This is a genomic window from uncultured Maricaulis sp., from assembly GCF_905480005.1.
In the GTDB taxonomy this organism is placed as follows: Bacteria; Pseudomonadota; Alphaproteobacteria; order Caulobacterales; family Maricaulaceae; genus Maricaulis.
The window spans coordinates 1-20039 of record NZ_CAJQOO010000056.1 but is presented as its reverse complement, the minus strand read 5'-3'; the positions used below and the strand labels follow the sequence as shown (position 1 = coordinate 20039).

General features: G+C 64.4%; 20 protein-coding genes. 14 read left to right on the top strand and 6 right to left on the bottom strand.

The genetic code is table 11. From position 1 onward, the window contains the following. Together QZ266_RS06385 and QZ266_RS06380 are read right to left on the bottom strand one after the other, a co-directional pair. Entirely contained in the window at positions 1–1761 is a 1761-nt protein-coding gene (locus QZ266_RS06385; RefSeq protein ID WP_295692849.1) for a SulP family inorganic anion transporter, read from the bottom strand. A gap of 4 nt (positions 1762–1765) precedes the next feature. After that, on the bottom strand, positions 1766–2635 hold the full coding sequence (locus QZ266_RS06380) for an MBL fold metallo-hydrolase (RefSeq protein ID WP_295692847.1): 870 nt from the start codon (positions 2633–2635) through the stop codon (positions 1766–1768). A gap of 132 nt (positions 2636–2767) precedes the next feature. Between QZ266_RS06380 and QZ266_RS06375 the strand changes: the two genes are divergently transcribed. Beyond that, positions 2768–3295: a rhodanese-like domain-containing protein gene (locus tag QZ266_RS06375; RefSeq protein ID WP_295692845.1), complete on the top strand. Its 528-nt coding sequence runs from the start codon at positions 2768–2770 to the stop codon at positions 3293–3295. On the opposite strand, the gene QZ266_RS06370 is transcribed toward QZ266_RS06375, so the two are convergent. After that, positions 3292–3606 carry a metalloregulator ArsR/SmtB family transcription factor gene (locus tag QZ266_RS06370; RefSeq protein ID WP_295692842.1) on the bottom strand — a complete coding sequence of 105 codons (315 nt, stop codon included), beginning with the start codon at positions 3604–3606 and terminating at the stop codon, positions 3292–3294. The genes QZ266_RS06375 and QZ266_RS06370 overlap by 4 nt on opposite strands. Before the next feature lie 143 nt (positions 3607–3749). Between QZ266_RS06370 and QZ266_RS06365 the strand changes: the two genes are divergently transcribed. Genes QZ266_RS06365 through QZ266_RS06330 form a run of 8 tightly spaced genes read left to right on the top strand, consistent with a single transcriptional unit; the run spans position 3750 to position 11593 of the window. Then, on the top strand, positions 3750–4067 hold the full coding sequence (locus QZ266_RS06365) for a YerC/YecD family TrpR-related protein (RefSeq protein ID WP_295692839.1): 318 nt from the start codon (positions 3750–3752) through the stop codon (positions 4065–4067). Further along, positions 4061–4948, top strand: a complete 888-nt coding sequence (gene hisG / locus QZ266_RS06360) for an ATP phosphoribosyltransferase (protein ID WP_367178211.1) — start codon at positions 4061–4063, stop codon at positions 4946–4948. Before QZ266_RS06365 ends, hisG begins: the two co-directional genes overlap by 7 nt. 23 nt (positions 4949–4971) lie before the next feature. Beyond that, complete coding sequence (gene hisD / locus QZ266_RS06355) at positions 4972–6867, top strand: histidinol dehydrogenase (RefSeq protein WP_295692833.1); 1896 nt, start codon at positions 4972–4974, stop codon at positions 6865–6867. Next, on the top strand, positions 6867–7463 hold the full coding sequence (hisH, locus tag QZ266_RS06350) for an imidazole glycerol phosphate synthase subunit HisH (RefSeq protein WP_367178210.1): 597 nt from the start codon (positions 6867–6869) through the stop codon (positions 7461–7463). The genes hisD and hisH overlap by 1 nt, the downstream gene beginning before the upstream one ends. Next, positions 7460–8194, top strand: a complete 735-nt coding sequence (hisA, locus tag QZ266_RS06345) for a 1-(5-phosphoribosyl)-5-[(5-phosphoribosylamino)methylideneamino]imidazole-4-carboxamide isomerase (RefSeq protein WP_295692826.1) — start codon at positions 7460–7462, stop codon at positions 8192–8194. Before hisH ends, hisA begins: the two co-directional genes overlap by 4 nt. Continuing rightward, the gene (hisF, locus tag QZ266_RS06340) at positions 8176–8943 is read left to right on the top strand and encodes an imidazole glycerol phosphate synthase subunit HisF (RefSeq protein ID WP_295692822.1); all 768 of its coding nucleotides are present in this window, start codon (positions 8176–8178) and stop codon (positions 8941–8943) included. The genes hisA and hisF overlap by 19 nt, the downstream gene beginning before the upstream one ends. Beyond that, complete coding sequence (hisIE, locus tag QZ266_RS06335; RefSeq protein WP_295692819.1) at positions 8940–9566, top strand: bifunctional phosphoribosyl-AMP cyclohydrolase/phosphoribosyl-ATP diphosphatase HisIE; 627 nt, start codon at positions 8940–8942, stop codon at positions 9564–9566. Before hisF ends, hisIE begins: the two co-directional genes overlap by 4 nt. Further along, positions 9563–11593 carry a TonB-dependent receptor gene (locus QZ266_RS06330; protein WP_295692816.1) on the top strand — a complete coding sequence of 677 codons (2031 nt, stop codon included), beginning with the start codon at positions 9563–9565 and terminating at the stop codon, positions 11591–11593. The genes hisIE and QZ266_RS06330 overlap by 4 nt, the downstream gene beginning before the upstream one ends. A gap of 17 nt (positions 11594–11610) precedes the next feature. Here the strand turns inward: QZ266_RS06330 and QZ266_RS06325 are convergent, their stop codons facing one another. Further along, the gene (locus tag QZ266_RS06325) at positions 11611–12396 is read right to left on the bottom strand and encodes a LytTR family DNA-binding domain-containing protein (protein WP_295692814.1); all 786 of its coding nucleotides are present in this window, start codon (positions 12394–12396) and stop codon (positions 11611–11613) included. A gap of 102 nt (positions 12397–12498) precedes the next feature. On the opposite strand from QZ266_RS06325, the gene QZ266_RS06320 reads away from it, so the two are divergent. Continuing rightward, entirely contained in the window at positions 12499–13026 is a 528-nt protein-coding gene (locus QZ266_RS06320; protein WP_295692811.1) for a nuclear transport factor 2 family protein, read from the top strand. A gap of 133 nt (positions 13027–13159) precedes the next feature. On the opposite strand, the gene hutC is transcribed toward QZ266_RS06320, so the two are convergent. Both hutC and QZ266_RS06310 read right to left on the bottom strand, forming a co-directional pair. Beyond that, positions 13160–13894: a histidine utilization repressor gene (gene hutC / locus QZ266_RS06315; protein ID WP_295692808.1), complete on the bottom strand. Its 735-nt coding sequence runs from the start codon at positions 13892–13894 to the stop codon at positions 13160–13162. Next, positions 13891–15264, bottom strand: a complete 1374-nt coding sequence (locus QZ266_RS06310; protein WP_295692806.1) for a formimidoylglutamate deiminase — start codon at positions 15262–15264, stop codon at positions 13891–13893. The genes hutC and QZ266_RS06310 overlap by 4 nt, the downstream gene beginning before the upstream one ends. Before the next feature lie 89 nt (positions 15265–15353). Between QZ266_RS06310 and hutI the strand changes: the two genes are divergently transcribed. From hutI to hutU, 4 genes are all read left to right on the top strand, one after another. Continuing rightward, positions 15354–16562: an imidazolonepropionase gene (gene hutI / locus QZ266_RS06305; protein WP_295692803.1), complete on the top strand. Its 1209-nt coding sequence runs from the start codon at positions 15354–15356 to the stop codon at positions 16560–16562. After that, positions 16559–18082, top strand: coding sequence for a histidine ammonia-lyase (gene hutH / locus QZ266_RS06300; RefSeq protein ID WP_295692801.1), 1524 nt, complete (start codon positions 16559–16561; stop codon positions 18080–18082). The genes hutI and hutH overlap by 4 nt, the downstream gene beginning before the upstream one ends. Further along, entirely contained in the window at positions 18082–18894 is an 813-nt protein-coding gene (gene hutG, locus QZ266_RS06295) for an N-formylglutamate deformylase (RefSeq protein ID WP_295692798.1), read from the top strand. The genes hutH and hutG overlap by 1 nt, the downstream gene beginning before the upstream one ends. Continuing rightward, a partial coding sequence (gene hutU / locus QZ266_RS06290; protein WP_295692795.1) for a urocanate hydratase occupies positions 18895–20039 on the top strand: 1145 nt, incomplete at its 3' end. It abuts the gene before it with no gap.

Here is a 20039-nt window from a genome sequence, read left to right as displayed (position 1 = left end):
CTAGCGTTCCGCTTCCACACCTTCAGCCCGCAGCGTTGTCTGCGGGTCGAGGGTGCGCATCGCGGCGTAGTGGGACAGGAAGACCTCGCCGGACAAGTCCTCAAAGAAGCCGGCCTCGATCAGCTTGTCTGCCACCGGTCCCTTGACCTCTGACAGGTGCAGTCGCACGCCGCCATCCAGCAGTCGCGTATTGATCGTGCGTAGACTGCTCAGCGCGCTGGCATCGACGAAATTGACCGCCGGGAACAGTAGGACGAGGTCGGTGGGCCGGCTCTCCCGGGCGAGAATGTCGCCGGCCAGGGCTTCAAGAAACCGGGCATTGGCGAAATAGAGCGCCTCGTCGATCCGCAGCGAGATCACATGGGGTGAGCAGATCACGTCATGGCGGTCGATATTGCGGAAATGATGGGTCCGCGGCACCTGGCCGACTTCGGCCCAGTGCGGCCGCATCGTCCGCTGCAGGACCAGCCCGACAGAGAGCGCGACTCCAAGGGTCAGCCCGATCTCGACACCGAGGAACAAGACGCCGGCCAGGGTCAGGAAGGCCGCGGCGCCATCGGCGTGGGAGTATTTCCAGGCGTGCCAGGCATCCTTGAAATTGGCCATGCGCCAGATTGCGGCAAGGATCGTGGCGGCGAGGGCGGCCTTCGGCAAATGATGGAAGAGCGGCGTCAGGAAAGCCGCGACCAGCAGGATGATCACCGCTGTGAACACGCCGGCCAGCGGGGTTTCCGCGCCTGCCGATTCATTGACGACGGACCGGGCGAAACCGCCGGTTACCGGATATCCACCGGTGAAGGCCGCGGCGGCATTCGCGGCGCCCAGGCCCAGAAGCTCACGATTGGGTTCGATCGTCTCGCGGCGGCGCGCGGCCAGGGACTGACCGACAGAGACGCTCTCCACGAATCCGACCAGCGAGATGAGAGCCGCAGGACCGATCAGGGCCCGCCAGGTCTCCAGTGGCACCAGCGGGAAGGCGAAGGGCGGCAGGCCAGACGGCAGCTCGCCGACGATGGCGAGACCTGTATTGGCATTGAGACCCAGCAACCAGGCGCTCAGGGCTGTCACCGCGACCAGCACGGCGGGGGCTGCGCGGGTGATTCCGCTAACCAGGCTCTCCGACAGCTTCATCCGCTTGAGCAGGTCCGGCAGGGCGGACCGGGCGGCGAGCAGGAAGGCGAGGCTGGCCACGCCGACAACCAGGGCTGTCAGGTTCAGGTCGGCCAGCGGGCTCCCGCTCGCGAAGAGCGATACGACGAGCTCCGGCAAGGTCGCGCCATGCATGTCGACGCCCAGGAAATGGCGCAACTGGCTGGCAATGATCAGGACGGTCGAGGCGGTGATGAAGGCTTCCACGACGGGGCGGGACAGGAAATTGGCGACACTGCCGAGCCGGAAAACACCGAACAGGACCAGCAGCAGGCTGGAGAGCAGGGCGAGGGCGCCGGCGGCTGCCATGATTTCCGCCGGGTCGGTAAGACCAAGCGAGCCGATCGCGGCCGCGGTCATCAGCGAGACGACAGCGACAGGCCCCACTGCGAGCACGCGGCTTGATCCGAACACGGCGTAGGCCACCAATGGCGCGATGGAGGCATAGAGGCCGGCCTGGGGCGGCAGCCCTGCCAGCAGGGCGTAGGCCAGGCTTTGCGGGATCAGCAGGACAGCCGTGACGAGACTGGCGAGCCCGTCCCGTGTCAGCAGGGTGCGGTTATAGTCTTTGAACCAGGCCAGTCCCGGCAGGAAGCGGGTGAGCGCGTCCACGGTCCTAAACCGCATCCAGCGGGATTTTGAGGTAGCGCGTACCATTCTCCGCGGCGGGTGGCAGATTGCCGGCGCGCATATTGACCTGGACCGAGGGCAGGATCAGGCGCGGCATGGCGAGTTCGGCATCCCGTTTGGTGCGCATGGCGACGAATTCGTCCTCGCTGATGCCGGTGTGGACGTGAATATTCTTGGCCTTCTGCTCCGCCACGGTCGTTTCCCAGGCGAAATGATCCCGGCCCGGTGCCTTGTAATCATGGCACATGAAAAGGCGGGTTTCCTCCGGCAATTCGAAAATGCGCTGGATCGAGGCGTAGAGCGCGCGGGCGTCGCCACCGGGAAAGTCACAGCGGGCAGTGCCGAAATCCGGCATGAAGAGCGTGTCGCCGACGAAAGCCGCATCACCGACATGATAGACCATGCAGGCGGGTGTGTGGCCCGGCGTATAGATCGCTTCGGCTTCAATCGTACCGATCTTGAAGCGCTCGCCATCCTTGAACAAATGCCCGAACTGGGAGCCGTCACGCGCGAAATCGGGCTCGGCATCGAACAGGTCTCCGAACACGGCCTGGACATGGGTGACATGCGACCCGATGCCGATCTGGCCGCCGGTTTCGCGCGCCAGATAGGGCGCGGCGGAGAGGTGGTCTGCATGCACATGGGTTTCCAGAACCCAGTCAATTGTCAGGCCCTCGCGGCGGACATGTTCCAGCAGAATATCGGCCGAGCGCGTCGCTGTGCGGCCGGAGGCGGGGTCGAAATCCAGCACGGAATCGATAATCGCGGCGCGTTTGGTCGCGGGATCGGAGACCACGTAGCTGACCGTGAATGTGTCTTCATCGAAGAAGGCTTGGATGTGGGGTTTCTGTGTCATGGCCCGGCCTTTCCGTCTGCCGATCAATTTCATTGCGAGGACTACATATAGGGTATTTGCAAAACTATGCAAGTACGATTATATGAAGCTCAACAGCCCGCAGCCGGGCCTCGCTATGATTGGAAATCTACTATGACAGACCACAAGGATTTTGAACCGCAGGACGTGCAGGCCGGTCTGGAGTCAGGGCGTTACATCCTGATCGATGTCCGGGAGCCGGGTGAATTTGCCGACGAACGTATTCCCGGAGCCATCCTGGCACCACTATCCGCTTTCAACCCCAAGACATTGCCGCGGGGCGATGATCGCGAGATCATCCTGCACTGCAAGTCGGGTGGTCGATCCGGCCGGGCGCTGCAGATGTGCCGGGACGCCGGTATTGATGTCGCCGGTCATGTGAAGGGCGGAATTCTCAACTGGAAGACCTGCCAGCTGGCGACGGATCGTGCCGAGAATGCTCCGACCGGCATGACCATCCAGCAGGCCGTGATGGCGATGGCCTCGTTCCTGATGCTGGTCTCGGTCGGGATGGGGGTTGTCTTCTCGCCGTGGTGGCTGGTGCTTGGCGCCGCTGTCAGCGGCATGTTGCTGCAAGCCAGTTTTACCGGATTCTGCCCGGCGAGCTCGATCTTTGCCCGCCTTGGTTTCCGTCCTGGCTAATCCGCGGCCGTGTCGCCCGGCGCGCAATAAGTCGCGTACAGGGCTGACATGACGGACGTGATCCGGGCATCGGCCAGGCCATAATAAATGGTCTGGCCGTCGCGCCGGGTGCTGACCAGGCCTTTATTCCTCAGGATCGCCAATTGCTGCGACATCGCCTGGTCACGCATGCCCAGTGCCTCGGCGAGCTCGCCGACCGAGCGTTCGCTCTCCATCATGGCGCACAGGGCGAGGAGACGATTGGGGTGGGCGAGTGTCTTCATGAGATCAGCCACCGTTTCAGCCATCGGCTTCATTTCATCATATTGCATGGCGGAACTCATTAGTTGCGTAGCTCTGCAAATATATAGGTCGCATCTGCGCTGCCGCCAAGCGGGGCTCTACTGCATCGCGTCTGATTTTACCATTGTGTTAGCGCGCTAACACGCTATATCGGCGGTCAAGGAGCCTATCCATGACCGATACAACCCAGTCTTCCAGCGCTGCTGGTATTGATCTTCAACCTCTCAGCGAGGCGATCCTTGCCCTGCGCGATGCGGGCGAGGCCGAACGCTTTTTGCGCGATCTCATGACGCCCGGCGAGATGAAGACATTGACCGAACGCTGGCGTGTTGCCGGTCTGCTCAATGAGGGCGGGCATTCCTATCGTGAAATTTCCGAGATGACCGGCGCCAGCACCACGACCGTGACGCGGGTAGCCCGTTTTCTCAGCCAGGAGCCCTGGCAGGGCTATCGCACCATTCTCAATCGTCTCAAGGAGAGCCAATCGTGACCGCTCGTCTGCGTATTGCCGTTCAAAGCAAGGGCCGTCTGGCCGAAGGTGGCATGGACCTCCTCAAACGCTGTGGCCTGCGTTTCGCCTATGGGCGCGACAAGCTGCACCAGCGGGCCGAAAACATGCCGGTCGATCTGATGCTGGTGCGCGATGATGATATCCCCAATTTCGTCGGTAGCGGGGCCTGTGATTACGGCATTGTCGGTGAGAATGTGCTGGCCGAGGAACAGGCTGCTGGCGGTCGGGCGCGCGAGCTGGAGGTCGCGCTGCGGCTCGGCTTTGCGGGCTGCACGCTCAAGCTCGCAGCGCCCCAGGAGGGCGATATCCGTTCGGTCGAGGATCTGGCAGGCAAGGCGATCGCGACCTCCTATCCGGCCCTGACTGCGAAATACCTGAAAGATCGCGGCATCGCGGCCGAAATTGTCGAGATGCGCGGGTCGGTGGAAGTCGCGCCGCGTTTGCGCATCGCCGATGCGATCTGTGATCTGGTCTCCTCTGGAGCCACCCTGCAGGCCAACGGTCTGACAGCCTTCGAGACCGTGCTCCGGAGTGAAGCCGTGATGATCCGTCGCAAGACGGACCGGGCCGAGGACACGGATGCGATTGCCAATGTCCTGATGCGCCGGGCGGGCGGCGTCATCGCCTCTGCCCAGACCAAATACATCATGCTCAATGCGCCAACCGACCGGCTCGACGCCATCCGGGCCTTGCTGCCAGGCGCTGACGCCCCGACCATCGCCAAGGTCGCCGGGCGTGAGGATGTTGTGGCGGTCCATGCCGTGTGTCGGGAACGGGTTTTCTGGGAAACGCTGGAAGCTCTCGAAAAGGAAGGCGCACGCGCCATTCTCGTCCTGCCGATCGAAAAAATGCTCGCCTGATCGTCGAGTCCGGGATCAAGACCATGATGGAAATTCTCAACTGGACCGCCGCCTCCGAAGAGACCCGCGCCGCGGCGCTGGCCCGACCGGTCGGCATTGACACGGCAGACGCCGCCGCGCGCGATATCGTCGATGCCATCCGCGATCAGGGCGATGCGGGCGTTCGGGCTTATGCCCAGCGTCTGGACGGCTATGCGCCCGTGAGCTTCCGTGTGCCGCCAGATGCCATCCGCGACGCCCGGGCGGCAATGGATCCGGCGGATGCCGAAGCCATCAAGGCGGCCGCAGACGCGGTGAGGCGGTTCCACATTCGCCAGGGTTATCGCAATTACTCGGTGGAGACCTGGCCGGGCGTGACGGCCTCGCGCCGGGCGACACCGATCGATACCGCGGCACTCTATGTGCCCGCCGGATCTGCGCCGCTCGTTTCCACCCTCGTCATGCTCGCCGTGCCCGCCCAGCTGGCCGGTGTCCCGCGGATCGTGGTGGTTGCGCCGCCGAGCGGAGCGGGCGGGGTCAATCCGGCACTCCTGGCCGCCGCGGACCTGCTCGGCCTGGATGAGGTTTACGCCCTGGGCGGAGCCCAGGCCGTCGCCGCGCTGGCCGGGGGTGTGGCCGGTCTGCCGCGTGCAGACAAGATTTTCGGCCCGGGCAATGCCTATGTCGCCGCCGCAAAGGCCTATGTCAGCAGTTTGCCGGGCGGCCCGGCGGTTGATCTGCCGGCGGGGCCCAGCGAAGTCATGGTGATCGCCGATGATCAGGCCGATCCGGAACTGGTGGCCAGTGACCTTCTCAGCCAGGCCGAACACGATCCATCGGCGCAGGTCATGCTGGTCTGCTTCGATGGCGCCACCGCGACCCGCGTCACGGCTGAAGTGGAGCGGCTGATAACCGGGCTCTCGCGGGCTGACATTGCCCGGCAGGCCCTGTCGGCCTCGCGCGCCCTGGTCTGCAATTCGGTCGATGATGCGATCGAAATCGCCAATCTTTACGCGCCGGAACACTTGATCTTGCAGGCCGAGGCGAGCGAGCGCCTCCTCGCCGGTGTGCGTCATGCCGGTTCGATTTTTGTTGGCGCCTGGACTCCCGAAGCGGCGGGTGATTATGCCGCCGGCCCCAACCACACCCTGCCGACCGCCGGCGCCGCGAAGGCCCATGGCGGTGTGAGCGTGGAGAGCTTTCAGAAGACCACCACCATCCTGCGGGCCAGCCGGGATGGGGCGGCCGCCATGGCGCCCACCGTGGAGCGACTTGCCGCGCTGGAACAACTCGACGCCCACGCCCTCGCCATGCGCTTGAGACGGGAGAAGGCTGGTCTGGTCGCTCCGGAGACGGGCGATCAACCGCGCGCCGGAACCAGGCGCCGCAAGACCAAGGAGACGGATGTCACCGTAACGGTGGACCTCGATCGAGACGGCCCGATCCGCATCTCTACCGGGATCGGCTACTTCGACCACATGCTGGACCAGATCGCCCGCCATGGCGGCTTTTCGCTGGATGTTGCGGTGGAGGGTGACCTGGAGATTGATGGGCACCACACGATCGAGGATGTCTGCCTGACCTTTGGCGAAGCGCTGCGTGATGCGCTCGGCGACAAGCGTGGCCTCGGCCGTTTCGGCTTTGAACTGCCCATGGATGAAAGTCGCGCGGCAGTCTGGATCGACCTGTCCGGGCGGCCATTCGCGCGCTTTGACGGAGAGATTCCCGGCGAGAGCGTCGGCGAGTTTCCGGTCGAGATGACCGCGCACTGCTTCCGCTCCATTGCCGAGAGCCTCGGAGCGGCCATTCACGTGAAGGTCGAGGGCGAGAATGCCCACCACATGGTGGAAAGCTGTTTCAAGGCCTTCGGTCGCGCGCTTCGCCAGGCGTTGCGGATTGAAGGTGATGCCCTGCCGTCGACCAAGGGCGTGCTGGCATGATGATCGGACTGATTGATACCGGTTGTGCCAATCTCGCCTCGGTCCGCTTTGCTCTCGAGCGGGCCGGGCTGGACTATCGCGTGATCTCCGCGCCGTCCCGGATGGAGGGGTGTGATAGATTTATTCTGCCCGGTGTGGGGGCGGCCGGTCCGGCCATGATGCGCTTGCGCGAGGCCGGATGGGACGCGGCCCTGAAGGCGGACCGTCGTCCGCTCCTGGGGATTTGCCTCGGCATGCAGATGCTGTTCGAGCGCTCTGCCGAGGGGGATGTTGATTGCCTCGGCCTGATCCCGGGCGCGATCGAAAAACTGCCGGCCGCGGACGATGGTATCTGGCCTCATATGGGCTGGAATGCCCTGGAGACGCTCGATCCCGACGAACCCCTTCTGGCGGGTATCGAGGCCGGGTCGCACGTCTATTTCGTGCATGGCTTTTACGCGCCGCCTGGACCTGTGACGGCCGCAACCTGTTCCTATGGCCGCCCGGTGTCCGCTCTGGTGCGGCAGGGCCATGTCGCCGGTTGTCAGTTCCACCCGGAACGGTCCGGTGTCGCAGGAGCGAGGGTTTTGGCAAATTTTGCAGCGAGTTCGGTATGATTCTTTATCCGGCAATTGACCTTTTGGATGGACGTGTTGTGCGTCTCCACAAGGGCGAGTTCGACGCCGTCACCGATTATGGCGGGGATCCGCGTGCGGTCGCTGAACAATTCGGCGAGGCCGGTGCGACCTGGATTCATGTCGTCGACCTCAGCGGCGCGCGTGACGGGGCACGCCGGCAGGGCGAGATTATCCGTGCCATTTGCGAGACCGGCTTGCGGGTGCAGACGGGTGGGGGTGTGCGAAGTCCGGAAGATGTCGAGGATCTGCTCGCAGCCGGCGTCGAACGCGTGATTGTCGGGTCGCTGGCGGTGACCGATCCGGGCCGCGTGCGAGACTGGCTGCAGCGCTATGGCGGTGCGCACATCACGCTGGCCCTCGATGTGCGCCGGATAGGCGGGCAATACCGGCCGGCCCTGAAAGGGTGGACCGACACCACCGATACCACGCTCGAGGATGTGATCGCGGCCTATGAGGGCAGCGGACTGGCCCATGCCCTGGTCACGGATATTGGTCGTGACGGGGATTTGTCCGGCCCGAATATCGCCCTCTATGAACGTCTGGCGCGGGACTATCCCGGTATCGCCTGGCAGGCGTCCGGCGGTGTGGCCTCGCTGAATGATCTTCGCGCCGCCAGGGCAGCCGGGGCAGCCGGAGCGATTTCCGGCAAGGCGCTTTACGAAAACCGGTTCACGATTGCGGAGGCCCTGGCATGCTTGCGCGACGCATAATTCCCTGTCTCGACGTCCGCGACGGGCGCGTGGTCAAGGGCGTCCGTTTCCGCGACCACGAAGATGTCGGGGATATTGTCGACCTCGCCCGGCGCTATGCCCGCGAAGGGGCTGACGAACTGGTCTTCTACGACATTGCCGCGAGTGCCCGTGGCCGAACGGTCGAGCCGGAATGGGTCAGCGCCGTCGCCCGCGAGCTTGATATTCCCTTTTGCGTCGCCGGCGGCATTCGTTCGGTGGATGACGCGCGGGCACGCCTGTTTGCCGGCGCTGACAAGATATCGGTCAACACGCCGGCGCTGGAAAACCCGTCCATCATTGATCAGCTGGCAGCGGAATTCGGCAGCCAGTGCGTTGTGCTGGGCGTTGACAGCCGCGTCATCGAAGGCGCCTGGCGCGTCCACCAGTATACGGGTGACCCGGACAAGACCGTGATTGGCCATCGTCGCACGCTGGACTGGATCGCCGAGGGCGTTGATCGCGGCGCCGGGGAGGTCGTACTCAACTGCATGGACCAGGATGGTGTGCGCGACGGTTATGATGTCGAGCAATTGCAGGCGGCGAGGGCTGTGTGTTCCACACCTTTGATCGCGTCCGGCGGGGCGGGACAAAAAGAGCACTTCAAATCGGTGTTCGAACTTGCCAAGGTCGATGGCGCGCTGGCCGCCAGCGTGTTTCACAAGGGGGTCATCGAGATCGGGCAGTTGAAGGCCTGGCTCGGTGGTGAAGGAATCAGGGTCAGACCATGATTGATGCGAATTCGCTCGACTGGAACAAGGGCGACGGCCTTGTTCCGGCGATCATACAGGACGTGGCGACCCGCCAGGTCCTCATGCTGGGATACATGAATGCCGAGGCGCTCGCAGCCACGCTGAAGAGCGGCAAGGTCCACTTCTTCTCGCGCTCGAAGCAGCGTTTGTGGAAGAAGGGCGAGACGTCCGGCAATACGTTCAAACTGGTCAATCTGGCCGCGGACTGCGACAGCGATGCGCTGCTGGTCGAGGTCAAGCCGAAGGGCGCGGCCTGCCATACCGGGACGGTCAGCTGCTTTGGCGACGACCCGGCACCCGGGCTGGGCTTTCTGGCCCATTTGCGGGCGATCATTCGCAAACGCAAGAAGGACAAGACCAAAGGCTCCTATGTCGGCAGCCTGATGGCCAAAGCCCCCAAGCGCCCGGCCCAGAAGGTGGGCGAGGAGGGCGTGGAAGTGGCCATGGCCGCTGTGTCGGAGAGCAAGGAAGCGCTCGCAGGCGAAGCCGCCGATCTGCTGTTCCATCTGATGGTGCTCCTGGAATCGCGTGAGCTCGGCCTGGAAGACGTTGTCGACATCCTGCGCAATCGCCACGCTGTCCGGGCATCGAAACCCGCTTGACCCGCCTGGCTGTCACAGGACTGGCCTGGCTGGCGGCCAGTCTGATCCTGGCCGGAGGTGCGGCCGCCCAGCCCGGTGGCGAAGCGGATGACGTTGTTGTCGTCACCGGTACCCGCAGCGGCGAGGCGGCGGATGCCACCATTCTGCCGGTCACCCGGATCGACGCCGAGACACGGCTCCAGACCTCCGCCCATCACCCATCCGAGCTGCTCGCCCGGGTGCCCGGCGTGCGGCTGCATCGCGGCAACGGGGCCGAGCATTTGACTGCGATCCGGTCGCCGGTCTTGACCGGCGGCGCGGGGGCCGGGGCCTTTCTCTTTCTCGAGGATGGCATCCCATTGCGCGCGGCCGGCTTTGCCAATGTGAACGGTCTGTTCGAGGCCCTGACCGGATCGTCCGGTGGCGTTGAAGTCGTGCGCGGTCCTGGATCGGCACTGCAGGGGTCGAACGGGCTTCATGGTGTCGTCAATTTCCTGACCCCCAGCCCTGCTGAGACTGCTGATGGGTTTGAGGCCGAACTGGGTTCTTTCGGGCGTCGACGTGGCCGGATGGTCATTGCGCGACCCGGAGACACGGTGTCGGCCTTGTTTTCGGTGGCCGGCCAGCACGAAGACGGGTGGCGCGACGCGGCGGGTCTCGACCGCGTTGAAGCCCTGGTCAGGATCGACGGCGAGACCCCGCGCTTTGACTGGCGCGCCACAGCCGCCCTGGTGAACCTGCAGCAGGAAACGGCCGGTTTTGTGCGCGGTCCCGATGCCTATCGCGATCTCGACCTGGCCCGCAGCAATGATGACCCGGAAGCGTTTCGTGACGCGCAGGCGCTACGTCTGGCGTTGACCCTGAACGGTCAGGCCGACGCCCGCACCCACTGGCAGGTCACACCGTATGCGCGCGCCAACGAGATGGACTTCCTCATGCATTTCGTGCCGTCCGAGGCGCTGGAGGAAAGCGGCCATTCAAGCGTCGGCGTGCTAGGCTCGATCACCCGACAAACCGGCTGGGGGGAGTGGGTGCTCGGCGCCGATGTCGAAGCCAGCACGGGCACACTGCGCGAGACCCAGAGCCGACCGACCATCTTTTCCTTCATTCAGGGCGAGCATTATGACTACGCCGTCGATAGTGCCCTGGCCGCCCTCTACGGGCAGGGGCAGTGGAGCCTGTCCGACGCCCTGCGACTGCAAGCAGGACTGCGGCTGGAACGTATCCGGTATGATTATGACAATCGTCTGGCCGACGACATTGTTGGCCGCTATCAGCGCGTCGCCGACCGAGGCGATGCGTATGATCTGGTGCTGCCGCATCTCGGGATCAGCTGGCAGATCGGCCCGTCCAGCCATCTTGTGACCCGCCTGGCCCGGGGCGCGCGGGCGCCGCAGACCGCCGAACTCTACCGGCTCCAGCCCGGTCAGGTGACTGACGGCATCGAGCCGGAAACGCTGGATAGTTTCGAGGTCGGATACCGGCGGGCAGGCGTGCGCCTCGACTGGTCCCTGACGGCCTTTGCCATGCAAAAACGCAATGTTTTCTTCCGCGACGCCGATGGTTTCAACGTGACCGGCGGCAAGACCCGGCATCACGGGCTGGAATTGGCGCTGGAATGGCAAGCCTCGACGACCGTGACGCTGAACCTGGCGGGCAGCTGGGCCCGTCACCTCTACGATTTCGACCAGCCGGTCACCACCGCCAGTGAAACTATCCGTGCCGGCGCCGAGATCGACACCGCCCCGCAATGGCTGTGGAATGCCCGCGCCCGTTGGCAACCTACCGCGCGCTTCAGTGGCGAGCTGGAATGGTCACACATGGGTCGCTACTTCACCGATGCGGGCAATCTGCACACTTATGGCGGTCATGACCTTGTTCACCTGCGCGCTCGCTACCAATGGCGTGAGGATGTGGAAGTCTTCGCGTCCGTCCGCAACCTGCTCGATACTCGCTACGCGGAACGCGCGGATTTTGCCTTCGGCTCGGATCGTTATTTCCCGGGCGAGGAGCGGGGGGTGAACATCGGGGTGCGAGTCGGCTTCTGATGCGGTCGCGCTCCGGCTCAGATCAAGCCCCGCGCTCGAACCAGCTCCCGGCGTGACCGACTGACCGGCACATCCGTGCCATCGCTCAAGACAAGCCGCAGATCACGACCGTCCCGCCGGCAGGTTTCGATGGCTCGATCCGCGACCCACCAGGACCGATGGGGTGTGAAGCCGAAGACTTCACTGCCTGCCTTCAAGTCCGCGAGGCGTCCCCGTATGAAGCGCCGCCCACCATCGGTGGTGATCTCGAGATAATGATCCTGAGACCGGACATAGAGTGTTTCCGGGCCGATCGGTCCGCGGGCCGATATCGGCGGGTTGACCGGTGTTTCGGGCAGGGTTTCGCTGTCCAGGTGTCGCCGCTCCCACGCAAAGCGCAGAAACAGGACGAAGCCGGCAACGATCACAACAGGGGCGCCGACGAAGGGGAGGAATTGGATCCAGGGGTCGGCAGCCCGCGGCAATAAGGGCGTCGACTTCAGCAAATGTATCTCGATCGCCACCACCGGGATCGCCACGAGGACAGCGCTCAGGGCGGCCAGCCAGGCACCGGCCAGGGTTGCGGGTGTGAAGCGGCTGAACATACGCTCCAGAATGACCGGCTGGAAAACCACCAGGGCGGCTGCGAGCGGCCAGAACGCGACGCGGTGGGGCAGGGAGAATTCGTCCGTGTCATAGGCGCCGCCGACGACGAAGGTCGAGGTCATGAAAAGCCAAACCCCGCAAAGCAAACCGGTGTCGCGATGCCAGAGGCCCGATGGCGTTGCGGTCTGTTTGGGACCATTCACGTCAATAAGCGACATTTCGCGACGATATCCTGGCTGCGGACCGGCGTGCCCGGGCAAGCAGGCACCAGCTGCCGGGACGGCGGCAAACCTAGCCCACACCAACAAAGGACATCAAACATGCGAAACACACTCTCCCTGATCGCCCTGGCCATCGCCCTGCCCATGTTCGCGACCGAGTCGCAGGCCCAGGAACGACGCGAAATTCCCGCCTATCGGGAGATCGGCATCGAAGCTGGTTCCGAGCAACGCCAGGCCTTGCTGGACTTCCTGCGCGATTTCCGGGAGGCGTGGAGCGAAGAGGATACCGAGGCATTCATCGCGCTTCACACTGACGACTCCGAGTGGATCAACGCCTATGCCCGAATGTTCACCGACGCCCCGTCTCTTGCCGACTTCCTTGAGAACCGGCTCTTTCCGGCTTTCGGTCCCGGGGTTTCGCGGACAGAAGCAGAAAACATGGAATTGATCTCCATGCGTGCGCTCGGTGACGATGCGGCCGTGCTTCACCTCTACACGGACGGCAATCGCGGCCCCTCGGCCGTTGAGGGCCGCGCGCTGCGCCGAACCCATTTTCATCTCGTCCTGGTTCAGCAGTCCGGCCAATGGAAGGTCGCTCACACTGCCATCATGGATGCCCGGGACTAGGTCCTGAGCTGAACGCCACGCGCCCCTGCATCTGACGCAGACGCCGCCGGACGACCGGCGGATCAAGGGTGGCAGACACTGTCACGAGGTCAGTGTGGGGGCGCGTCTGGCGGTCGGTCGGTCGTCGACGTCGCTAAGGCGCAAAACGCTCGCTCATCACATGTCGGTCGCCGGGATGGGTCAGCCGGGCGAGCGTGACAACATCCTCGCCCAGGAAAGTCCGCCGCTCCAGGAGCAGGCAGGCTGTCCCGGCCGCCACCCCGAGTGCGTTGGCCAGGCCATCACTGGCATTGATCGCGGAGACGGTGTGCTCCGCTTCCGTCCAGGGCGTCTTGCGCAACAGCCAACTGCCCGGGCCTTCCTGGTTGAAATCAGCCTTGGCGGCATCGGGCAGGAGGGCGAGATTGATCCAGCGCTCCTCATATTCGACGACCGCATCGTCCGCCGTATGCAGGCAACGCACGTGCTGAACACGGGCGCCATGCAGCAGTCGCATCTGCCGGGCGACATCGTCATCCGCCGGCAGGGTCTCATTGACGATACAGCGATAGCCATAGCGCTGCCCACGGGCCGGGATGGCCCGGGCCATGTCGACGATTTCCAGCATCGCCGCGGGCGCGTCGGGCTGGGCTACGAAGCTGCCGGCGCGGCGTTTCCGGATCACCAGCCCGTCCTCCGTGAGGGCACGCAGGGCCCGGCTGACGGTCATCCGCGCAGTACCGAAATGGTCGCAAAGGTCCGCCTCGGACGGCAGGCGATAGCCCGGCGTCCAGCTGCCGGTCCGGATCTGGTCGAGAATTGCGCGGCGGATCTGGTCATAGACCGGACCGTCATTGTCGAGGGTGATCTGATCGCGCCAATCGGTCATGCTGCCGCGTCCTCCAGAATGCTGCGAAGGCTGGTCGCATAGGCCGCTTCGACCGCCGGTCGGGCGAGGGATTGCCCGTCCCGGACCCGGCACTGGCCGCCAACATGGACGCTGCGAACCTGGCGGGAATCGCCGGCAAAAAGCCAGCTGTCCAGCAATCTGTCGCCGCTGCGCCCGGCCAGTACGGGGTGTCGCGTGTCCAGCTCGACCAGATCCGCACGCTGACCGATGGCCAAACTGCCCATGGGCTGGGCCAGGGCTTGCGCGCCGCCGGTCAGGCAGGCGTCGAAAAGGGTCCGCCCTGTGCTGGCACCCGCGTCGGCGAGAATATTGCGCTCGCGGCGTGACAGTCTCTGGCCATACTCAAGCAGCCGGATTTCCTCGGCCAGATCGATGCGGATATGACTGTCCGAACCAATACCGATACGTCCCCTGGCGGCGAGATAGTCGACTGCGGGAAACAGGCCATCACCCAGACTGGCTTCGGTCAGGGGGCAAAGACCGGCCACCGCACCCGAGGCGGCGAGCGCCCGGGTTTCGTTAAGGTCCATATGGGTGGCGTGAACAAGGCACCAGCGCTCATCGACCTGTTGATGGTCCAGCAAATGCCGAACCGGTCGCTGGCCGGTGGCCGCGAGACAGGCTTCGACCTCGCCGGTCTGTTCAGCAATGTGGATATGCACGGGACCGCTGCCCGCGAGCGGGAGGATCGTCGTGATATCGTCCATTGAGGCGGCGCGCAGGGAATGCGGGGCGATCCCCAGTTCCGCGTGCGCCAGTCCGGCCACGTGCCGCCGCGCCGCCTCGATCAGGACGGCGAAGCTGTCCGGGTCATTGAGAAAGCGGCGCTGACCATGGCTGGCGGGCGCTTCATTGAAGCCGGCATAGCGGTAGAAAACGGGCAGCAGGGTGAGGGCGATACCCGTCTTGTCCGCTGCCGCACAGATCCGCGATGCCATCTCCGCCGGGTCATCATAAGCCGCACCGCGCGCGTCATGATGGAGATAGTGAAACTCGCCCATGGCGGTATAGCCCGCCTCCAACATCTCGATCTGGACCAGAGCGGCGATGGCTTCGACTGCGTCCGGCGTCAACCTGTCGAGGAATTGGTACATGACCTCCCGCCAGGACCAGAAGCTGTCCGGTCCCGGGCCGCGCCGTTCGGACAGACCTGCCATGGCGCGCTGGAAGGCGTGGGAATGCAGGTTGGCCATGCCCGGCACAACGCATCCAAGTGATATCGCCTTCGGGTTGGCAGGCTGGTCGGGCTCGACGGAGACGATCATGCCGGCCCCGTCGACCCGGATCTGGATCTGGTCGGCCCAACCGTCGGGCAGCAAAGCCTGCGCGCAATGAAATTCAGTGGACACGGTGTCTCCCGGCTGGACAGACTCGAAAACGCATCCTTATTGTATAGACAATTAAGCGCTTGCAAAGACCCTGACCGGAGATCAGACGCATGCATTTCGATCGCTTGCTCACCGAAGCCCGCCTCGCGACCATGGTTGCGGGTGATGATGGTTATGGCGTGATCGAGAAGGCGGCACTCGGGATCAAGGATGGCCGGATCACCTGGATTGGGCCGATGGATGCGGTGCCGGGTGAGGCCGACCAAGTCGACCGGCTGGCCAGTCGCTGGGTGACGCCGGCGCTGATTGATTGCCACACCCATCTCGTCTTCGCCGGCGATCGCTCCGACGAGTTCGAGCGGCGCCTTGGCGGCGAAAGCTATGAGAGTATTGCCCGCTCTGGCGGCGGTATCGCGCGCACCGTAAATGCGACCCGGCAGGCCGGCGTGGCCGAGCTGGCAGGCGGCGCGCTTGCCCGGCTCGACTCCCTGGCTCAGGAGGGTGTGGGCACGGTCGAGATCAAGTCCGGCTACGGGCTTACGCTGGAGAGTGAACGGACCATGTTGCGGGCGGCCCGCGGGGTTGAGCGGGCGTCCGGCATGCGGGTCTCGGCCACACTGCTCGCCGCCCATGCCATTCCGCCGGAATACAAGGGCGAGAGTGGCCGCTATATCGACGAGATTTGCATCCCGCTGATCCGGGAAGCGGCGCGCGACGGTCTGGCCGTTGCGGTCGATGCCTATTGCGAGGGGATCGGGTTTTCGCCGGAGGAGACACGACGTCTCTTCATTGCCGCCAAGGCGGCCGGTCTGCCGGTCAAGCTGCATGCGGACCAGCTCTCAGATACCGGCGGCGCCAGGCTGGTGGCCGAATTCGGTGGCCTGTCCGCTGACCATATCGAATACACCAATGCGGACGGGATCGCGGCCATGGCCAAGGCGGGCACGGTCGGCGTTCTGCTCCCCGGGGCCTTCTATTCCATTGGCGAAACAAAAGTGCCGCCGGTGGCCGCAATGCGTGCCGCCGGTGTGCCGATGGCCGTCGCGACCGACGCCAATCCGGGCACCTCGCCCTTGGTCTCCCTGCTCACCGCCGCCAACATGGCGTGCATCCTGTTCGGCCTCACCCTGCCAGAGGCGCTTGCCGGCATGACCCGGCATGCGGCGCAGGCCCTGGGCCTGCAGGACGAGATTGGTACGCTCGAGGTCGGCAAGGCGGCGGATATCGCCATCTGGGATGTCGAACGGCCCGCGGAAATCATTCAATGGATCGGACGCCGGCCGCTGCATGGCCGCATCCTCGCAGGAGAGTGGCAGTGACAGCTGTGACCATCAAACCAGGCGCCATGGCGCTGTCCGACTGGGCGGAAATCTGGCACGGGGCGGGCCTGCGCATCGATCCTGCGGCCAAGGCGGATGTCGACGCCGCCGCCGCGACCGTTGATCGCCTGATTGCCTCGGGCCGGGCCGTCTATGGACTCAATACCGGTTTCGGGAAATTGGCCCAGACCCGTATCGCGGACGATGAATTGGCGATCTTGCAGGAGCGCCTTGTCCTCTCCCATGCGGCCGGGATTGGCGATCCGCTGGATGGCCGCATCGTGCGCCTGATCATGGCCCTCAAACTGGCCAGTCTGGGTCGCGGTGCGTCAGGCATTCGCTGGTCCACAATTGAGGCCATGCAGGCCATGCTCGATGCGGATGTCCTGCCGGTGATCCCGTCCCAGGGCTCGGTCGGTGCCTCCGGTGATCTGGCGCCGCTGGCCCATATGTCGGCCGCGCTGATCGGGGCTGGTGATGTCACATTCAAAGGCGAGCGGATGCCGGCGCGTGACGGTCTGGCCAAGGCGGGTCTGTCTCCGGTCCAGCTCGGCCCGAAAGAGGGTCTCGCCCTGCTCAACGGAACCCAGACCTCGACCGCCCTGGCGCTGGCCGGCCTGTTCGAAATCGAGGCCGGATTCCGGGCGGCCCTGGTTTCCGGCGCGCTCAGCCTTGATGCCGCCAAGGGCTCGATTGCGCCCTTTGACCCGCGCATTCACAGCCTGCGCGGCCATCCCGGCCAGATCGATGTTGCGGCGTCGCTGCGGACACTCCTGGACGGGTCGAATATCCTGAAAAGCCATGAAGGCTGCGAGAAAATCCAGGACCCGTATTGCCTGCGCTGTCAGCCGCAAGTCATGGGCGCCGTACTCGACCTCCTGCGTCAGGCCGCTTCCGTTCTGGAACGCGAAGCCAATGCGGTCACCGATAATCCGCTCATCTTTACCGACACCGATGAAGCCATTTCCGGCGGCAATTTCCACGCCGAGCCGGTCGCGTTCGCAGCCGATCAGATTGCCATGGCCGCTTGTGAGATCGGCTCCATCTGCGAACGCCGCATCGCGCTGCTCACCGACCCGGCGGTCTCCGGCCTGCCAGCCTTCCTGACGCCCAATCCGGGGATCAATTCCGGCTTCATGATTGCTCATGTGACGGCGGCGGCGCTGGTCTCGGAAAACAAGCAGAAAGCCTATCCGGCGTCAGTCGACAGCATTCCCACCAGCGCCAACCAGGAAGATCATGTCTCCATGGCGACCCATGGCGCCTTCCGCTTGCTGAAAATGTCCGAAAATCTTCACGCGGTGGTTGGCATCGAACTCCTGTGCGGGGCGCAGGGCACCGACTTTCACGTCGGATTGACCTCCTCGCCGGTGCTGGAAGCGGCCAAGGCGCGCTTGCGGCTCGCGGTCCCGGCCTATGGCGACGACCGCTACTTTGCCGACGACATCGCCAATGCGCGCGATATCGTGGCGGGCAGGGGGCTTGTTGCGGATGCGGGCACGCTTCCCGGGATAGCCTGATGGACGTCTACACGCTCAAGCGCGGCACCGCGCCGCTTGTTGTTTCCATGCCGCATTCGGGCACCGCGCTGGCGCCCGGACTGGCGCAACGCCTGACCGATCCGGCGGGCGGATTGCCGGATACCGATTGGCACATCCCGGAACTCTATGACTTCCTGGACGCGATGGGCGCGACGGTGATCCGCGCCAATTACTCGCGCTATGTCATCGACCTCAATCGCGACCCGACGGGGTCCTCGCTCTATCCGGGGCAGGCGACGACCGAACTGGTCCCGACCACCCTGTTCGACGGCACGCCGATCTATCGCGGCGGCGAGGCGCCCGATGATGACGAGATCGAGCAGCGCCGGACTGATTTCTATGATCCCTACCACCGCGCCCTGACCGAGACGCTGATGGCGACGCGCATGGAGCATGGTTATGCCTTGCTCTGGGATGCGCACTCCATCGCCTCGCAAGTGCCACGCCTGTTCGAGGGCGTGTTGCCGGATCTCAATCTGGGCACGAATGGCGGCGAGAGCTGTGACCGGATGGTCGAGCGATGGGCGGTCAAGGCGATGATGGATCACGAGGAGTATGCCTCCATCGTCAATGGCCGCTTCAAGGGTGGTTTCATCACCCGCGCCTTTGGCCGTCCGAGCCAGAATATCCACGCCCTGCAGATGGAAATCGCCCAGTCCGCCTACATGACTGAGGCCCCGCCCTGGACAGTCGACAAGGACAAGGCCGACCAGCTGCGCGCTGCGCTCAAGGACGTCATCCAGGCCGCCCTGGATGCGGCAAGAAACTTGTATTCCGGAGAGGTGAAGTAAATGACCCAGACCCGCCGTGACAATTCCCGCATCATCCGCGCCAAGCATGGCAGCGAACTCGACGCCACCCATTGGGCCGCCGAAGCGCCCTTGCGCATGCTGATGAATAATCTCGACCCGGACGTGGCCGAGAAGCCGGAAGACCTGGTCGTCTATGGCGGGATCGGCCGGGCCGCGCGGGACTGGGAAAGTTATGACCGTATCGTCGCGACCCTGAAGCGCCTGAAGGAAGACGAGACGCTTCTGGTCCAGTCCGGCAAGCCGGTCGGCGTGTTCCCGACCCACAAGAATGCGCCGCGTGTCCTGATCGCTAATTCCAATCTCGTGCCCAACTGGGCCAATTGGGATCATTTCCGCGAGCTCGATAAGAAGGGCCTGATGATGTACGGCCAGATGACGGCCGGCTCGTGGATCTATATCGGTTCGCAGGGCATCGTTCAGGGCACCTACGAGACCTTCGTCGAGGCGGGTCGCCAGCATTACAATGGCGATCTCACCGGCAAGTGGATACTGACCGGCGGGCTTGGCGGCATGGGCGGCGCCCAGCCGCTGGCGGCGACCATGGCCGGCGCTTCCATGCTGGCGGTCGAGTGCCAGCCGAGCCGGATCGAGATGCGGCTGAAGACCGGCTATCTCGACAAGAGCGCCACCACGCTGGACGAGGCACTCGAGCTCATCAACGCCGCCTGCGCCAGGGGTGAGGCGGTCTCCGTCGGCCTCTTGGGCAATGCCGCCGAGGTCTTCCCCGAACTGGTGAAGCGCGGCGTCAAGCCGGACATGGTCACCGACCAGACCTCCGCCCACGACCCGGCCAATGGCTATCTGCCCGCTGGCTGGACCCTCGCCGAATGGGACGAAAAGCGCGAGAGCGATCCTGCCGCTGTTGAAGCCGCTGCGAAAGCCTCCATGGCCGAGCAAGTGAAGGCCATGTTGGCGTTTTGGGAGCAAGGCATCCCGACGCTCGATTACGGCAATAATATCCGTCAGATGGCGCATGATGAGGGCGTCACCAACGCCTTCGATTTCCCCGGTTTCGTGCCGGCCTATATCCGCCCGCTCTTCTGCCGCGGAATCGGTCCCTTCCGCTGGGCGGCGCTGTCGGGTGATCCCGAAGACATCTACAAGACCGACGCCAAGGTGAAGGA